The 15691-nt window shown below is 37.8% G+C and carries 16 protein-coding genes and 1 pseudogene; 5 read left to right on the forward strand and 12 right to left on the reverse strand.

The window, feature by feature from the left end; genetic code table 11:
• Positions 1–302, forward strand: a pseudogene (locus tag LNTAR_RS28100) (hypothetical protein); the annotation flags it as partial.
• 926 nt (positions 303–1228) lie between these two features.
• Here the strand turns inward: LNTAR_RS28100 and LNTAR_RS23825 are convergent.
• From LNTAR_RS23825 to LNTAR_RS23865, 7 genes are all read right to left on the reverse strand, one after another.
• Positions 1229–2047 carry a hypothetical protein gene (locus LNTAR_RS23825; RefSeq protein WP_007281338.1) on the reverse strand — a complete coding sequence of 273 codons (819 nt, stop codon included), beginning with the start codon at positions 2045–2047 and terminating at the stop codon, positions 1229–1231.
• Positions 2048–2058: 11 nt separating this feature from the next.
• Complete coding sequence (locus LNTAR_RS23830; protein WP_007281339.1) at positions 2059–2400, reverse strand: hypothetical protein; 342 nt, start codon at positions 2398–2400, stop codon at positions 2059–2061.
• 162 nt (positions 2401–2562) lie between these two features.
• A complete protein-coding gene (arsH, locus tag LNTAR_RS23835) occupies positions 2563–3279 on the reverse strand; it encodes an arsenical resistance protein ArsH (protein ID WP_007281340.1) in 717 nt (238 codons plus the stop codon).
• Positions 3280–4145: 866 nt separating this feature from the next.
• On the reverse strand, positions 4146–4598 hold the full coding sequence (locus tag LNTAR_RS23845; protein ID WP_007281341.1) for a hypothetical protein: 453 nt from the start codon (positions 4596–4598) through the stop codon (positions 4146–4148).
• 138 nt (positions 4599–4736) lie between these two features.
• A complete protein-coding gene (locus tag LNTAR_RS23850; protein ID WP_007281342.1) occupies positions 4737–5312 on the reverse strand; it encodes a hypothetical protein in 576 nt (191 codons plus the stop codon).
• An 83-nt stretch (positions 5313–5395) separates the two neighbouring features.
• On the reverse strand, positions 5396–5731 hold the full coding sequence (locus tag LNTAR_RS23855; protein WP_007281343.1) for a hypothetical protein: 336 nt from the start codon (positions 5729–5731) through the stop codon (positions 5396–5398).
• Positions 5732–6376: 645 nt separating this feature from the next.
• A complete protein-coding gene (locus tag LNTAR_RS23865; protein WP_007281345.1) occupies positions 6377–6724 on the reverse strand; it encodes a cupin domain-containing protein in 348 nt (115 codons plus the stop codon).
• Positions 6725–7611: 887 nt separating this feature from the next.
• On the opposite strand from LNTAR_RS23865, the gene LNTAR_RS23870 reads away from it, so the two are divergent.
• The 3 genes from LNTAR_RS23870 (at position 7612) to LNTAR_RS23880 (ending at position 10717) form a co-directional block, all read left to right on the forward strand.
• On the forward strand, positions 7612–8814 hold the full coding sequence (locus LNTAR_RS23870; protein WP_007281346.1) for an integron integrase: 1203 nt from the start codon (positions 7612–7614) through the stop codon (positions 8812–8814).
• A 30-nt stretch (positions 8815–8844) separates the two neighbouring features.
• Positions 8845–10092, forward strand: coding sequence for an integron integrase (locus tag LNTAR_RS23875; RefSeq protein WP_007281347.1), 1248 nt, complete (start codon positions 8845–8847; stop codon positions 10090–10092).
• A gap of 139 nt (positions 10093–10231) precedes the next feature.
• The gene (locus tag LNTAR_RS23880) at positions 10232–10717 is read left to right on the forward strand and encodes an ADP-ribosylglycohydrolase family protein (RefSeq protein ID WP_274377976.1); all 486 of its coding nucleotides are present in this window, start codon (positions 10232–10234) and stop codon (positions 10715–10717) included.
• 574 nt (positions 10718–11291) lie between these two features.
• Here LNTAR_RS23880 and LNTAR_RS23885 read toward each other — a convergent pair.
• On the reverse strand, positions 11292–11672 hold the full coding sequence (locus LNTAR_RS23885; RefSeq protein WP_007281351.1) for a type II toxin-antitoxin system VapC family toxin: 381 nt from the start codon (positions 11670–11672) through the stop codon (positions 11292–11294).
• Positions 11672–11896 (reverse strand): ribbon-helix-helix domain-containing protein, encoded by a 225-nt coding sequence (locus tag LNTAR_RS23890; protein ID WP_007281352.1) that lies wholly within the window; start codon positions 11894–11896, stop codon positions 11672–11674. The genes LNTAR_RS23885 and LNTAR_RS23890 overlap by 1 nt, the downstream gene beginning before the upstream one ends.
• 195 nt (positions 11897–12091) lie before the next feature.
• Between LNTAR_RS23890 and LNTAR_RS23895 the strand changes: the two genes are divergently transcribed.
• Positions 12092–12415: a group II intron maturase-specific domain-containing protein gene (locus tag LNTAR_RS23895; protein WP_007281353.1), complete on the forward strand. Its 324-nt coding sequence runs from the start codon at positions 12092–12094 to the stop codon at positions 12413–12415.
• 163 nt (positions 12416–12578) lie between these two features.
• Here LNTAR_RS23895 and LNTAR_RS23900 read toward each other — a convergent pair whose 3' ends face one another.
• The 3 genes from LNTAR_RS23900 to LNTAR_RS23910 form a co-directional block, all read right to left on the reverse strand.
• The gene (locus LNTAR_RS23900) at positions 12579–13592 is read right to left on the reverse strand and encodes an ABC transporter ATP-binding protein (RefSeq protein ID WP_007281354.1); all 1014 of its coding nucleotides are present in this window, start codon (positions 13590–13592) and stop codon (positions 12579–12581) included.
• Positions 13585–15099 carry an ABC transporter permease gene (locus LNTAR_RS23905; RefSeq protein ID WP_162026449.1) on the reverse strand — a complete coding sequence of 505 codons (1515 nt, stop codon included), beginning with the start codon at positions 15097–15099 and terminating at the stop codon, positions 13585–13587. The genes LNTAR_RS23900 and LNTAR_RS23905 overlap by 8 nt, the downstream gene beginning before the upstream one ends.
• A gap of 60 nt (positions 15100–15159) precedes the next feature.
• Positions 15160–15691: extracellular solute-binding protein (locus LNTAR_RS23910; RefSeq protein WP_007281356.1), on the reverse strand; the 532-nt coding region annotated here is incomplete at its 5' end.

Genomic DNA, 15691 nt, shown 5'->3' on the forward strand with positions numbered 1-15691 from the left:
GCGAATATCAGGGTAGGGTACGTTTAAGTAAACGAGGCCGTTCCCTCGCTAGAAAAGTATTATCTTTAGTTGTGCTACCTTTGACGACACAAAAGGCTCTTTATGGTCCAGATTATCACCGTATCAAAACTCAAAAAGATAAACCGGGGAAATTAGTTATGTGTATTTTTATGAAGAGGTTTTTGAAATCATTTTTTGGGATATATCGAAGTCATCAAAGCTTTGATTCGAGGCGACTTTTTATTGATCGAGGGAGTTATGAAAAACTAAATTCTCAAGAAGTACTCGAAGCCATTAGTTGAACTCTCAAAACAAATCTTAAATACAAAATATCAATAAAAAAACTCTAGCATCAATCAAATAGGATTCTTACAATTTATCAGTTTACCTACGCCAAGATGATCACCATGAGCTTATCATTCTCCATCTGAGAAATGATCGTCAATGCACAATTCCCGTCACTTGGTGTAGGCCTTTTTTACATGTTCTGAAAAGTATGACCGATGGTCGAAATCGACACATCCAAATGGGTAGACTCGTCAGTGAAAAGGACTTTCTGAAACCTTGTTTTAATCCCTCTAAAATGGAAGTAGATCTCATGCCTTAATTTAATATTAGAAGTTATTGCCCTTCGCGGCATTTAGAATTTGTCAGAATCGCTAAAAACTTAGGGTTTTTTAAAGACAAAAGCAAAATCATTCAGCCATCCTTAATAAGAAAAATGTTTCTTTTTCTGCAACTCAATTGGCAAAAGTAGCCTAAAGGTAGCTCATGGTTAGACCTTTTTTCTTTCTATAGATTTGTTGATTAAGTATGTGATTAAACAGGTCATAAGATGGATTAAAATTAGGTAAACCCATGAGACAAAAGGTAAAACCATTAATGCGATACCAGGATTATGTTCTAATTTAGATAAATCTAATTGATAATATATATAGGCGTGGAATATGACATGTAAAATGTGTCCAATGTAAACGATCTTTGTGATTTCATGTACTTTTTTATGATAAATGAACAGGACAATAAGTGGAGAAAAATTCCACAATAAAATTGGATACATTTCTAATTCTGTGAAACCATAAAATCCGAATTTATACCATGTGAGTATAAGGCATGGAAGTAGAATGATGTTGATTTGTTTCATTTTTTATTATGGTCTAACGACTTAGCTTAGGGAAATCTGAGGTACGAAGATTTTCCTCTACAGCTTTTGGTTATACATGCTTTTTTATTTAAATTCAGATTCGATTTTAGCTTGTTTTAAATAACTGAGTATTTCTGTGTTAAATGCTATTTTGTATGTCCATGTCGCAACATAATATTGATTATGAACATTGGATATATAGTGTCCTTTTGGATCACGAGTGTGGCTATCGTCGAAAACTAAGTCGTGAATCTCTTTTAAATACGGACTGTTCTCTATACGTGAATAATTTTTCTCCGGATCGACTTTGTCTTGTTCATTTTTATCGCCATCTAGGCCTCGATAGTATCCAACATATGGGGTAAGTCCTGAGGGTAGAAAAGCTATTTCATTTCTTTTAATAGCTTCTTTTGCATCTTGTATTGGATCTCTTTGTTTAATACTTTCTAGTCTCTTTTGATAAATGGGATCTAGTTTTTCTTTAATTGCTATTTGGAGTGTTTCATCTTCAGTTGTAATTAATGCATCCGTAATCATATGTGCTCCAATAGGAATTATCATAAGCCAGATTCCGCTTAATAGGGGAATACTAGTTTTGAGTACAACAGCTAGAGTACTAGAATTTCTTTTATGATGACCCCAAGTATATCCGAGTATGACAAATAGAGGGTATAGCCATATAGAAAAGACGAAGTAAAAATTTAGTGGAGTGTCAGATCCTGGGGCATCGAAGGCGAAAATTGCACCAAAAGACAAGAATGGCCAGGCAAGTAATGCTGCGGCATAGATGCCAATTAACGTAAAAAATATAGTCTTGTTGTTTTTCATCGAATAATCTGTTTTATTTTTTTTATTGTATAACGTCCAAACTGAGTCGTACTTTCTATCTAAAATTTGACTCATAACGAAAGTATCTACTCCAGTTTTTGGTTATGTATTTCTTTCTGTCTTTTTTTATCGGTGAATATTGAGATCATTAAAACAAAAGATATGAAGGTTTGAATACCAAAATATAATAAATTTAAACAAACGATATACAGGCTTGGTTCTCTAAGTTCATCTATAGCAGGAACTAATCGTTTGATTTCATTTCTAATGTCTTCAATTGATACATCCTCATTATTAGCGTAGTTGAGAAGTCGTGTTTGTGGTGATTTACTTTTACTATGACTTATTAGAGCGGTCAGTGACTCCCAACACATAAATGTGGAAATAAAAAATATAAAGACAAGTGCGATTTTAAATTGTTTTTTCATTTGTTTACATAACGACCGGGGTTACCTGTGATGAGTCTGGCGCTAAAAATGTTTCATTTTTTGTGCCCAGCGAAATCATCAGGTGCACCCCATGGTTATGTTTCGTTTTTGATTTGTTCAGCTGGGTATACAAAGCACATGACCTTGTGTGATAAACGTATGTTAGATTGATTTTTGATTAACTCGTTTAGTAAGTTCTTCTGCAGATTCTACACGCTCTGAATAACGATCGACTAAATGTGTGGCACATCCTCTTGTTAAAATTGTAAATTTAATCAATTCTTCCATCACATCCACTACCCGATTATAGTAAGGTGAAGGCTTCATTCTACCATTATCGTTAAACTCTAAATAGGCTTTGGGCACGGAAGATTGATTAGGAATAGTAATCATACGCATCCAACGACCTAATATTCGTAAATTGTTCACCGTATTAAAAGACTGAGAACCACCTTCAACCTGCATGACAGCCAAAGTCTTTCCTTGGGTGGGACGAGTTGCTCCAGATTTCAATGGTAACCAATCAATTTGACTCTTGAAAATAGAAGTCATATTACCGTGACGTTCGGGGGATGACCACACCATCCCCTCTGACCAGTTCGCTAGTGTGCGTAATTCTTGAACTTTAAAATGACTTTCATCGGCATCATCAACTTGTGGTAACCCTCGAGGATCAAAACACTTTACTTCGGCGCCTAATTCTTCTAGAATAAGTGCGGCTTCTGCCGCCAAGAGACGACTGTAAGAGACTTCTCGCAAAGAGCCATATAAAATTAAAATTCGCGGTTTGTGATCGAAGTCATTAGTTTTACCTAAAAGGTCTAAAGAGGTAGTTTGAAAAGCTTCACGTATAAGATTGGGAGTTTGTTCTAGGCTCATACTTGTACTCCATTTTGTTTTGCATTAAGTTTGGATCTATAATGGTGCTGTTTATTTCAACATAACGACTTAAATGAGCTGTATTTTCTATTTGAAATTTGATTCAAAACGAAAATATCAGTTCGATTTTTTGGTTAGAGTTTATTTTTCTATTTCATTTTTTCGTGTTTTAAGTGTGAGTAATGCAGACGCTAGAAATGCTGTTGGTATAACTACAACTAATCCAATAATAGCTACAAGACCTTTTCCATAATCTGTTGTGCTATCAAGTAGGAAATAACATACTATGAACCAACATATTGTGGTGATACATGTAGTTAACCAAGGTGTAAGTTTATAGTGTATTTTAACCATGTTTATTAAAAGGGTTATCAACATTGAGCTGATAATTATTGAGCCAATAATAACTGCTAATATGTAGATGATAAGTATCATTTTTTATTCTACTCTAACGACCGAGATTAGGGATTTCGAGCGAAGCGAAGAAATTCCTCTGCAGCTCCTGGTTAGAGTTTTTCTATTCGATTTCGTTTTTTCTGATTTTGAGTGTGATTAATGCTGAAGTTAAAAATGCTATCGGTATAACTACAATTAAGCCGATAAGAGATACAAGGTTTCTTCCATAATCTGTTGTACTAGTGAATAACAATTGACAACTGATAATCCAACAAATTGCAGTTATGAGAGTAGTTAACCAAGGAGTAAATTTATAATATAATTTTGTCATGTTGACTAAAAAAGTTATAATCATGGAGATGACAATTACTGCCATTATGTAGAGGATAAGGATCAATTTATTATGTTACTCTAACGTCTAAGCTGAGGGAGATTTGAGCCTAAGCGAAAATCTTCCTTCCAGCTTTTGGTTAGTTGTTTTTTCTATATTGATTTAAAAATTCTTTGGCTCGATCTGAAATCCAATGTGGAGGAACATGACTTTTCTCTTTTTGAAGTAGGTCTTCTATTGATTTATTGGGTTGTTCATTAGATTTATTTTCGATTTCTAAAATTCTTTTATATGCTTCGAGGTGTTGATTACTTTGATTATTTCTTATAACTGTTTCAAGTAAAGAAATCAGTGTTGTTTCTAATTCACTATTCTTTTTTACAAGTTTAGAATTTTCATGATTCCAATGATATTCAGTGTAAATTCTGGATTTTAGTTTGTCCTCACAAAATTCATTATCATCTGGTGTAATGCAGAACTCGTATGTACAGATTCCATTTCCTGGTCTTTGTAATGTCGTGATTTTAAAACTTATAGTCCCTCCGTCTAACCATGATTGAGAGTTTCTAACAATTACATATGTTCTTATCATGTCGTTTCTATTGCTAGTGTTTTGACATGAAATAAGGAGTATGATTAATATTGGGATAAATTTTTTCATTTGTTATCAACTAACGTTTAAGCTGAGGGAGATTTGAGCCTAAGCGAAAATCTTCCTTCCAGCTTTTGGTTATGAATTTTCTTTATTTTTTGTGAACTTTATAGATACTTTTATGAACCTATCATCATCACTAGCAGATTGGGAATATATGATAATTTCTTCCCCTTCTTTTATAAGTAAATCAGAATTAGTCATATTGACATGATAGTTTTCTAGAAAGTCAAAATCCATAAAAATACTTTTCGTCAATGTTGTTCCTAAAATACCTTTTTTAAAAACTAAATCTTTATAAGATATAGTTACCATTTTATGAAATGTTTTTTGAACAATATCTTTTAGGACAACTTTTTCCTGAATATCATCTGAGGTAATAAAAGTAAAACTGTATTTTTCCGATTTTTGATCAGAACAAAAGTCAATTTTTTCAACTTTGCCTTTTATCTTATTACGATATTCAATCGTATAATTGAAGAAGAGTTTCTCTTTAAATTTAAAATGATATTTAGCACTTTTAAACTTTAGATCAAAATGGTTCTTAATCTCCTCAATACTAACATCGCTAAATTCACTCTTAGTTTGAGTGTCTGCGATGATATTTATCGATGTAAAAATGAGTGTCAGTAAAATTAAAATTATTGGCTTCATGCGTTTCCTTTTCTTGCTTTCATAACGTCTAAGCTTAGGGAAATCTGAGGTACGAAGATTTTCCTCTACAGCTTTTGGTTAGATTATTTGCTGATTCTAAATGATTTATGTTCTATTTTTTTAATTTCTATAGGTAATTTAAATTCTAAAATTTTCTTTTTGATTCTTGTTCCTAGAAAGGGAGTATAACTCCAAATACTTTTCGGAACTTTCTTGTTATTATGAATTATTTTAAAATGTAAGAATTCAGTTTCTACATGATCTATTTCTGTATACAATAATTCATATTTTTTCATTCCAGCATTTATTAATAAATGATTTTTATAGAATGTAAATGATCCTAATGGCCAACTACATTCTGCTATTTCAGGGAATTCTGTAACTGTCATTGAAGCACGAAATGAGAAAATTTTATTCATTATTTTTGTTAATCTAACGTTTAAGCTGAGGGAGATTGAGCCTTAGCGAAAATCTTCCTTCCGGCTTTTGGTTAGTGATTTTCCATTATAGTTAATAAGATTCCTGTCAGATAGCAAATAGTTACAAATAACATAATCAGTTTAAATTCTCTTTTCTCCAAGGACCTATTAGTTATTGATGTAACAATCATGACTTCTTTAATGTTTGTAAATTCTCTTTTTCTAAAAATAGCTTTTATCAATGAATATATATTGTAACAAGATCTCATGAGTATATAGCTCCAAGATAGTGTAAAGAATCCCCATAAGGCAATTTGTATCATGTTGCTTGTAGATATGCCTTCGACTAGGCCTGCTACGACTAGTCCCAAAAACATGATTCCCACATAGACAAATGAGAAATATTTCCATAATTCTTTCTTAAACTGGAGTTGATAAATAGTCATTTTTTATTGATTCACTAACGTCCTAGATCACCTGTGCTCGAGGTACGAGAGTATCAGGTGCATCTAATGGTTAGGTATTTCCAACAGTCGATCATTTTGTTGTTAGTGTCTATAATAGGCGAAATTCTGTCCTGAGACTTGATGGCTATTTCACTGTTCGTTGGATCAACGGCAATGACTCCTTTAAGGCCTGTAGAGTTTATTTTAGCTGAAAACCTGCATTTGAGGGTGAAACTACCGAGATAAAAGTAAATGGCTCGTCGCCATTATTAACCGCTCCATGAATTTCGCCTTTGTAGGCAATAACGAAATCACCTTTTTGAATACTTGTCCTTTTATCTGTGTCGTCAGAAATATATTCGGCACTTCCGGCCAGTACATACCATGTATCCTGACCTTCGGGGTGTATGTGAGGTTTAATTACCTGGCCGGGTTTGACAGTCCACATTATTATAGTTGAGTCATCACTGCTGGTCACAACTGATCTTAGTGGTTCTTCATTTGAAGGAACAATAAAGTCACTACTTGTAAAAATTCTATTATTCAATTTTCCGAGTCCTTAAAGTTAGATTTTATTAATGTAATTAGGAGAAATTTAAGCATATCTTAAATAGATATTATTTTTGATATATGACCTAACGTCCAGGATGATTTGTACTTTCTATCTAAATTGTGACTCACAACGAAAGTATCAGATCGATCCGTTGGTTCTGTATTTTCTATTTTTTATTTCCGATAAAACTACATTCTATTTGCTGATTCCGCATATACTTGGAATCGTATTTGATGCATAGTTTGCGTTTACTTCTGGTGAATTGCTGAGTTCGCATTTACTCAGCTTAATTCTGTGATTCCAAGAATAGAGTGAGTTGCTTTTTAAGATTCGCTTTGCTCTAAAATTATTTTTTCATTATTCCTACAGAACATTATAATTGGTAGAGGACTCGTGAAAATCCGGGTTTTTGAGAGATTTGGGGAGTTTTGCTAGAAAAGGGTTCTTTTTTCATAACTATGCGAGTGCTTGCATAATTATGGTTTTGGGGCAAGGCAGGCTCCGCATGAAAAGTGTAGGACACTTATCTGAAAAAAGGCAGTATTTGTATATGATAATTGACCTCCAGTCCCATATCTCGATGTTATTTAAAATAATATGATGTGCTTTTTTTTACAATATTATTTGGGCTGAATTAGGCCTAAAATATGATAAAATAATACATTTTTTATAATTATACGAAATTTGTATAATTATGAAAAATAATTATGAGAAGCCAGTTGTGAAATTAGTTTTTTTTTAGAGAATTAGTCAAAAAGGTTGATATGTAGAGATCGAAATAATAAATTATGCTTGGAATTTGAGCTTAGGAAAGGTTTAAGAACATAATTAGTTAAGTACTCACATAATTATGTAATGGCATGTTATTTCGGAGGTTTTACATGAAGCAATATCGACGATTTCTTCAGAGTCAATATATAGCAGAGAAAGAGTTAGATCACTATTTGTCTTGGGTGGCACACTATGCTAAATACTGTGAAGATAGGGGATTAGATTACTGGGATGATTCGAGTCTAATAGCTTATAAAAGAGATTTGGCACTGCGGCGTTCAGACTGGCAAGTCATTCAGGCCGAGGATGCGGTAAAGAAATATTGTTACTGGAGACGAGGGCAATCAGAAGAGAGGCGAGAAGCATGGATATTAAAACTGAGAGGTCATCTACGACAAGGGAAACGTTCTACACGGACTGAAGACTGTTATGTTAATTGGGTAAGGCGCTTTCTGATATACAATGGGAAAGAACAGTCTTGGATTATTGAGGATATTCGAATTTACATTACTTTCATAGTATCTGAGCAAGGTGTATCTGTGTCGACGCAAAATCAGGCAATAGCAGCCTTAAGTTATTTCTATAAATATATATTAGAAAAGGATCCGGGTGAATTGCCGAGAATCTTAAAGGCAAAATCAAAACATAAGTTACCCGCAATCTTTAGTCATGCGGAGCTTAAAGTAATCTTTGAACAATTGACAGGAACAGAATTATTAGTTGCCAAGTTGATGTATGGGGCTGGTTTGCGTAGTGGAGAATGTTATAAGTTGCGGATGCAAGATCTGGATTTCAAGAAGAAGGTTTTGTTGATCCGAGATAGATTGGGTGTTGTGAAGCGTGAAACTCTTTTTCCTGAAAGTTTATTTAAAGAACTGAAGGTTCACATTAAGTCAGTGAAGATGGTATATAGCGCAGATCAAACAATAGAGAATGCTGAGGTGAGGCTTCCTGATGAATATGAGGCAGTGGAAGATGAGGCTAAACAATGGAAATGGTTTTGGTTGTTTCCCTCAGCGGTACTGAAAATTGGATCCGATAAACAATCGTTAAAACGGGAGCATTATCACCCATGGCATTTACAGCGTAAATTCAAAGAAATACTCAAGTCTACACAGATAGAAAATCAAGTTAATTTAGATTCTCTACGCCATAGCTTTGCGGTACACATGTTAGAGGCTGGCTACGATATTCGTACAGTGCAGACTTTACTGGGTCATCAGGATGTAAAAACTACGATGATTTATAGCAAGTTGGCAAAGGTCGGGAAAGTACATCCTAAAAGTCCTTTAGATGAGGTTTTAAGAAAGTAAATAAAGTAATATAAACTGTGGAGGTTTGGTATGGCTAAGATGATAGATTTTATGGAGTATATAAGCTCACTTAAAGTGGATGAAAAAGAAAGGAAGTATTATCCCCGTTGGATAGAAAGGTTCAGTCAGTTCTGTAAAGTTCGTGGGCTAGATCCCTGGGAGCCAGGTGCTTTGAATAGCTTCATAGATAATTTGAGTTGTAGTGAAGAACCGTGGAAAGTGATGCAGGCGGGGAAGGCGATACGGCATTATGTATATTGGAGAAGGCAAACAGATACAAGTGTGCCCAAAGCAATGAGTTTATCATCAGCTAAGTCGGTGAGTGAAAGTCGTGAGTTATTGCTTCAGAAGATGGTGGAGGTGATGCGAGTCCAGCGCAAGTCTTATCGTACGGAGCAGTCGTACTTATCCTGGGTGGAGCGTTATTTGGATTTTCATAAAGAAGGAGAGTTTGATGCTCAAGAGGTCTCCAGTTTTATAAGTCATTTGGCCGTACAGAAGTGCGTAGCAGCATCGACTCAAAATCAGGCCTTCAATGCTTTAGTATTCTTTTTTCGCTATGTATTAGAAATTGAGCTAGGTGACCTGTCTCAGTCGGTACGTGCTGTACGTAAGGAGAAGTTACCTTTAGTCTATACTCGTGACGAAGTGAAAGCGATCATGGCTAATATGGAGGGAGTGCCTTTGCTTATGGCAAGGTTGATCTATGGAGGGGGATTACGTCATAGCGAAGCTTATAGACTGCGTATTAAGGATCTTGATCGAGGGCGTATGTGCTTGACGATTCGTGGTGCGAAGGGTGATAAGGATCGTGAGGTTCCGCTAGGCAAGAGTTTGTTGCCAGCAATAGATGAGCAGTTGGAGCGTATTCGTAAGTTGTATGATGAGGATAGGACTAATGATGTGGCGGGCTGTTACTTACCTCATACCTTGGAGAACAAGTCTCCTAATGTGGGTAAGGAATGGGGCTGGTTTTGGTTGTTTCCTGCAGATAATTTATCTCTTGATCCACGAGCGAATAAAATACGAAGACACCATGTGTCGAGTAATTACTTAAATGGTCCATACAAGAAAGCTTTACGAAAAGCTGGTATTGTGAAGGCTGGTACGGTTCATACTTTGAGGCATAGTTTTGCTACACATATTCTTGAGGATGGTTATGATATACGTGTGCTGCAAGAGTTACTTGGCCATAGTGATGTCAGTACAACACAGATTTATACACATGTTATGGGTGTTCATAAGCTCAATGTAACGAGTCCGATTGATAAGCTATGAAATATTTTAATTGATCTATGAAATCAGCGGCGTATTTGAGTGTGAATCAAGTTTTTTTAAGTATAGTTTTTAACAAACTTTAATCTTCATTTTGAGGCATCGGGATCAGTATGGTTTAGGAGATCGAATCAAGGGTTCATTGTTTGGGTTGATACTCAGAGATGCGCTTGGTGTACCAGTAGAGTTTATGGAACGAGACGACCTTAAACAAAGACCAGTCGTTTCCATGAGGGGCTTTGGCTCACATAATAAAGTCCCAGGAACGTGGTCGGATGACTCTTCGATGGTTCTTTGTAAGCTTCATTCAATATTAGAGCAGGCTTGTCTTCGTGAACTCCATGAAGAAACTTCTTTAGATTTGAGACATCGAACTAAAGAACTTAAACATTTGATTGACTTAGAAGGTATGGGCCGCGATCCGAGAGATAATGACTTGCGCTGGAGTCGTACTTCTGTTTTTATGTACGAGCTAAGAGAAGATGAGCATGGCTTAATGGTGAGTGGAGGCGATGATGCATTTCATGCTTTCTGGTTTTGTATAAATGACTTGCCGTGGAACTTAGCCTTTGATCACTCGGACATATTAGCAAAAGCTTTCCCAAAAATAGCTCCGCTCCCAAAGTGATGGTGTGAAACTTATAAAAAATGACGATTAATTCAGGGTCGCAAAAAGGGGACCACGAAAATCTTAAAAATGGGGGCCATTAAGGGTTTTTCGGGGTTTGTTTTTGTGCTTCTTGAGTAGACTTCCAAGCAGAATGTTGTGAGTTCGAGTCTCATCACTCGCTCTTGATAATAAAGGACGTATGGATTTATCCATGAGTCCTTTTTTTATGCTTGACCAAAACCCCCAAAACCTTGACCAAAACCCAATTTTGACCACTCTGCCCAAAAGCATCCAGAGCACAAAAAAGCCACAGCATTAACTGTGGCTCAAAAGGGTACTTACTTTGATTCTATGGGGTAAGAATTAAGGGTATTGTGAGTGAGAACTCTTTGTTAGATCTTTTTTCGTTTCTGATTTCTATTTGTTTATTTGTGCTGACTTCGCATTTACTCAGCTTAATGCTGTGATTCCAGGAATAAAGTGAGTTGCTTTTTAAGATGCGTTTTATCATCAATTTTCTTTAAATTTATTCTGATCTAACGTCCTAGATCACCTGTGCTCGAGGTACGAGAGTATCGGGTGGATCTAATGGTTAGAGTATTTTTATTTTATCCTCTACCATTGGAAAGTGCTTAAAGTTGTTTGTTACTAGATTAAAGTCATATTCAAGTGCAGTAGCAGCAATCATGCAGTCTGCTAATCCAGCATTATGTGATTTATAATATTTATTTTTCAGGTAACCAGAACTAATAGAAATGTCTTTATTGAGCTCAATCATTGAAAATAAACCTAAAAAACTACCTAATTGGGTTTCTTCGCTTTTTCCTTTTACTCCAGCATATAGTTCAGCAACTGTAACTACAGAAATACATATGTTTTCTAGTTCATTTGAAATGAATTCTTTTGCACCTTCTTTGCCTCTGAGGAAATCAATAATGATACATGTGTCTACTAAATATTTTTTATGTGACATTATCGATCCATGCTCTCACGAGTTTGTTGGAAGTCATGATCATTTGTTTTCCACATACCAAATGCGTTTAATAATGAAGCTTTTTTATTTTTAGTATTATTACTTTCGATAAATGTGTCAATAGCATTTCTGATTAGTTCACTTTGGCTTTTACCTGTTGATTGAGCTAATGACTCTAAACTTTCTTTTTCTTCTTTAGTTATATAGACTTGAGTACGTATCATAATATTCTCCTTGATGTATACATCTAATGTATGTCGTTTTAGTTGGTATATCAAGTTCTTTATTGTTATTTAACTCTAAGGTCTAAACTGAGTTGGATTCGAGCCTAGGCGAGAATCTCAACTCCAGTTTCTGGTTATCACTTTGAGCGCTCGAAAAGAACGGGCAGGATAAATAGGTGGCCAAGAAAACAGAGTATGACTAAAATGAAAGACACTGTGCGAAAGCATACGAGGCGTTGTAACTGGCAATCGGTAGAAGAAATCATTAAAGGTCTCAGGCCTAGTCTCAAAGGTTGGTATGAGTACTTCAAACACTCAAATCGTTGGGCTATGCTCGAAGTTGATGCTTTCTTTCGTCGAAGGTTACGAAGTATTATCGCTAAGTACAATCGTAAGAAAGGTTCACATCGCTTTATAGATAACAGGAAATATACCAAGAAATACTTTGCAGAGCTAGGGTTCTTTTCACTGGAAGAGGCTTGGCTATTGGAATCTCAGTCTCTTCGGAGTAAGCATTGACCGGAGAGCCGTATGCGGGAGATCCGCACGTACGGTTCGGAAGGAGGGGAGGCTCCGCAAGGAGCTTTCCCTACCCTTATCCAGCAAAATTGAGTCTTTTACTGCAGTGAGCCTGCGAACGATCTGCAGGCGAAGCCGATCTGTAAACTTTTTGAAAACTTGACTAGAAAGAGGGGCAGGGGTCTATAGCGGTGATGCTGATGCTATCGCCCACTTTGATTTGGGAACGTGCGCTGACGTTGACAAATATTTCATTATCGGGGGTTTGGATACTGACTTCTTTGCGTGCGCCGAGGAAACGAACTTCTTTGATAGATAAAGAGCTTTCAGCATTAGGCATGATACGCATGTTTTCAGGGCGAAGTAGTATTTGGCAATGACCTTGGCGTTCTTGTTGAAGGGGGACGTCGCCAATTGCGGTAGTGGCAGTTTTTCCTTGGGCTTGTCCAGAAATGATTTGGCAGTGACCAAAAAAGGAGGCAATTTGAGCTGTTTGGGGCTGTTGGTATAGGTCTTCGGGAGTGCCGATTTGAAGGATCTTTCCTTGTTCCATGACCGCCATGCGATCGGCAAAATCAAAGGCTTCCTCTTGATTATGAGTGACGAGGATAGAGCTGACGCCTTCGGCTTTAAAAATCTGACGGATCTCGTTTCTTAGGCGACGCGCAAGTGTTGCGTCGAGGTTAGAGAAGGGTTCGTCCATGAGTACTAGAGAGGGTTTGATGGCGAGTGTTCGAGCAATGGCGACGCGTTGGAGCTGACCACCAGAAACTTGATGGGGCATTTTTTTTGCGTGTTCTTCGAGGCCGAGTAGCTTGAGCAAGCGTTCGAGATGAGCCTTTTTTTGACTCGCATCCTTAATGCCAAAAGTAATGTTATCTTGAATCGATAAATGAGGGAAGATGGCGTAGTCTTGGAAGATAAAACCCGTGTTGCGCAAATTGGGCGCGAGGTTGGTCTGCTGATCAAAAAAGATTTGCTCTTGGTGTTGAATAGTGCCGTGGCTCGGCGTCTCTAAACCAGCAATAGCACGAAGTGCAGTAGTTTTGCCGCAACCACTTGAGCCGAGTAATGCAAAGCATTCGCCGGGAATGAGTTCAAAAGAGATTTTGTCCACGGCACAGAAGCTGCCGAAGTGGCAGCTGAGTTCATTGATGGTGAGCAGGGCTTTAGTCATTACTTTTAATCAGTTTTTGATTGAGGATAAAGTAAAGAGATATACAACTGATCCCCAATAATAAAAGTGCGGGAGCCGCAACAAGTGAGTATTCGGCTTCGTCAATGAGGTTCCAGATATTCTGGGTGAGGTAAAATTTTCCAGGCTGAGCCAAGAGTAGGGTGATGGGGAGTTCTTTGAGGGTGGAAATAAAAACGAGGGCAAAGCCGGCAAGCACACCAGGTTTGAGTAGCGGGGCAGTGACGCGAAGCTTAGTCGCCAGGGAGTCATGACCTAACATCAAGGATGCTTCTTCTAAGCGTGGATTGATTTGGGCGAGGGATGTTTTAACCGAGCTCACGGCTTGAGGGAGGAAGCGAATCGCGCAGCCTAAAACGGGCAGCCAGAGTGTTTGATAAAAGGAGTAGCCAAAGATTTTAAAACTGACAAAGAAACTAATAAAGGCTAAGCCAATAACGAGACCAGGGAACATATTGCCCATGAAGCTTATGCGATCTGCGAAAGTCGCAAAAAGCCCTTTTTTGCGAAGAGCGCACCAAGCACAGGGGATGGCAAAAATAATCGAGATAAGGGCCGCAGCAAAAGCCAAAGTAGCTGAGTTGAGCGATGAGTCGAAGAGATTTTTTGGGAAGATCAGTTCACTGCTACGTCCTTTGGAAAACCAGTAGAGAATCGTCATCAGGGGAAGTAGGCAGGCCATGAAAATCGTTGAGCTATAGAAGCTGGCGATAAAGAGCATCTTGCCCTTGCTTGCTTTACGTATGATTTGTCGTGATTTATTATCCGTCACACGACTTTGAGTGCGAGTGATCCAGGATTCAAGAATGAGGAATAAAAAGGCAATGACAATGAGTAAGAGAGAGAAAAAAGAGGCTCTATCAAAGCTGCCGCGGTCGAGGTGGCGAAAGATATAGTAGGTCATGGTCTTGTAGCGTAGGATGGCGGGCGTTCCAAAGTCACTTAGGGTGTAGAGGGCGACAAGTAACATGCCTGAGGCAATGGGGATCTTGAGTGTGGGCAGGGAGACTTTGAAAAAGACTTGCAGGGGGCTGAAACCTAGGAGGCGGGCACTTTCTTCTTGAGAAGGTGATTGCCTTTGCAGGGCAGCGTAAGTCATGAGGAAGATGAGAGGGCTATTAACCAGAGTCATGCTCATCCAAGTCCCAAAGAGTCCATTGCGAATGGAGATGGGGAATTGCGAGCCGGTAATGTTGTGATAGAAACCCAAGGGCTCAAAAGCCGCTAAGTAGCTGTAGGCCGATATGTAAGAAGGGAAGACGAGGGGCAGAACGCAGAGGATGAGGATGAGTTTTTTTCCAGGGATATGATAGCGCGCGAGCATCCAAGCTTGTGGTACGGCAATCAGAGCGCCACCAAGGGCAGTAAGTGAGGCTAATAAGAGGCTACGTCCAATGGTAGGCCATAGGTCACGGGTCGCCAAGAGCGCATTGAGTTCATTTTTAGAATCCAATACATCTTTGACTGAAACGTATAAAGGCAGTAGCATGAAAAACGCTACTGCCAAGATAACAAGTTTCAGAAATAAATCTGAACTTTTAATCTTCAATTAGAGGGCGCCGTTATCTTCGAGAAGCTCAACAGTTTCTTCAATTTTATCGAGATCACCGAGATCAATTTTAACAGGATTGATCTGATCGAGGGCTTTGAGTTCAGCAAAAGCACTGACGCCCGCAGCGAGGGGATATTCGTAGTTTGAATCTTTGAAGAACGCTTGAGCTTTCTCGCTAAGCATCCAATCGATGAATTTTTGTGCCGCAGCTTTGTTTTTTGAGCTCTTAAGCAAAGCAATACCAGAAACGTTGATGAACATGCCCGCATCACCATCTGCAAAGAAATGGTTTTCAGCATCGAGGGCTTCCTTCATATCGAGACGAACTTTGTAGAGATAGTAGTGGTTGACGAGACCGGCAGCGACCTTGCCTTCGGCAACCGCTTTAACAATAGGAGTATTTTTTGGGAAGTCTTGAACTTCGTTAGCTTTAAGTGCTTTGACCCAAGCAGCCGTTTTTTCTTTGCCAAGAACTTTGATCATAGCCGTTACATGGGATTGGAAAGAACCATTGCCAGGAGCCCAGCCG

Source organism: Lentisphaera araneosa HTCC2155 (assembly GCF_000170755.1).
Lineage (GTDB): Bacteria > Verrucomicrobiota > Lentisphaeria > Lentisphaerales > Lentisphaeraceae > Lentisphaera > Lentisphaera araneosa.

Bases quoted from the DNA above. Each gene is read 5' to 3' on its own strand.
- LNTAR_RS23825 (WP_007281338.1), bottom strand. From the start codon at position 2,047: ATGAGTCAAATTTTAGATAGAAAGTACGACTCAGTTTGGACGTTATAC.
- LNTAR_RS23830 (WP_007281339.1), bottom strand. From the start codon at position 2,400: ATGAAAAAACAATTTAAAATCGCACTTGTCTTTATATTTTTTATTTCC.
- arsH (WP_007281340.1), bottom strand. From the start codon at position 3,279: ATGAGCCTAGAACAAACTCCCAATCTTATACGTGAAGCTTTTCAAACT.
- LNTAR_RS23845 (WP_007281341.1), bottom strand. From the start codon at position 4,598: ATGATAAGAACATATGTAATTGTTAGAAACTCTCAATCATGGTTAGAC.
- LNTAR_RS23850 (WP_007281342.1), bottom strand. From the start codon at position 5,312: ATGAAGCCAATAATTTTAATTTTACTGACACTCATTTTTACATCGATA.
- LNTAR_RS23855 (WP_007281343.1), bottom strand. From the start codon at position 5,731: ATGAATAAAATTTTCTCATTTCGTGCTTCAATGACAGTTACAGAATTC.
- LNTAR_RS23870 (WP_007281346.1), top strand. From the start codon at position 7,612: ATGAAGCAATATCGACGATTTCTTCAGAGTCAATATATAGCAGAGAAA.
- LNTAR_RS23875 (WP_007281347.1), top strand. From the start codon at position 8,845: ATGGCTAAGATGATAGATTTTATGGAGTATATAAGCTCACTTAAAGTG.
- LNTAR_RS23885 (WP_007281351.1), bottom strand. From the start codon at position 11,672: ATGTCACATAAAAAATATTTAGTAGACACATGTATCATTATTGATTTC.
- LNTAR_RS23890 (WP_007281352.1), bottom strand. From the start codon at position 11,896: ATGATACGTACTCAAGTCTATATAACTAAAGAAGAAAAAGAAAGTTTA.
- LNTAR_RS23895 (WP_007281353.1), top strand. From the start codon at position 12,092: ATGACTAAAATGAAAGACACTGTGCGAAAGCATACGAGGCGTTGTAAC.
- LNTAR_RS23900 (WP_007281354.1), bottom strand. From the start codon at position 13,592: ATGACTAAAGCCCTGCTCACCATCAATGAACTCAGCTGCCACTTCGGC.
- LNTAR_RS23905 (WP_162026449.1), bottom strand. From the start codon at position 15,099: ATGCTACTGCCTTTATACGTTTCAGTCAAAGATGTATTGGATTCTAAA.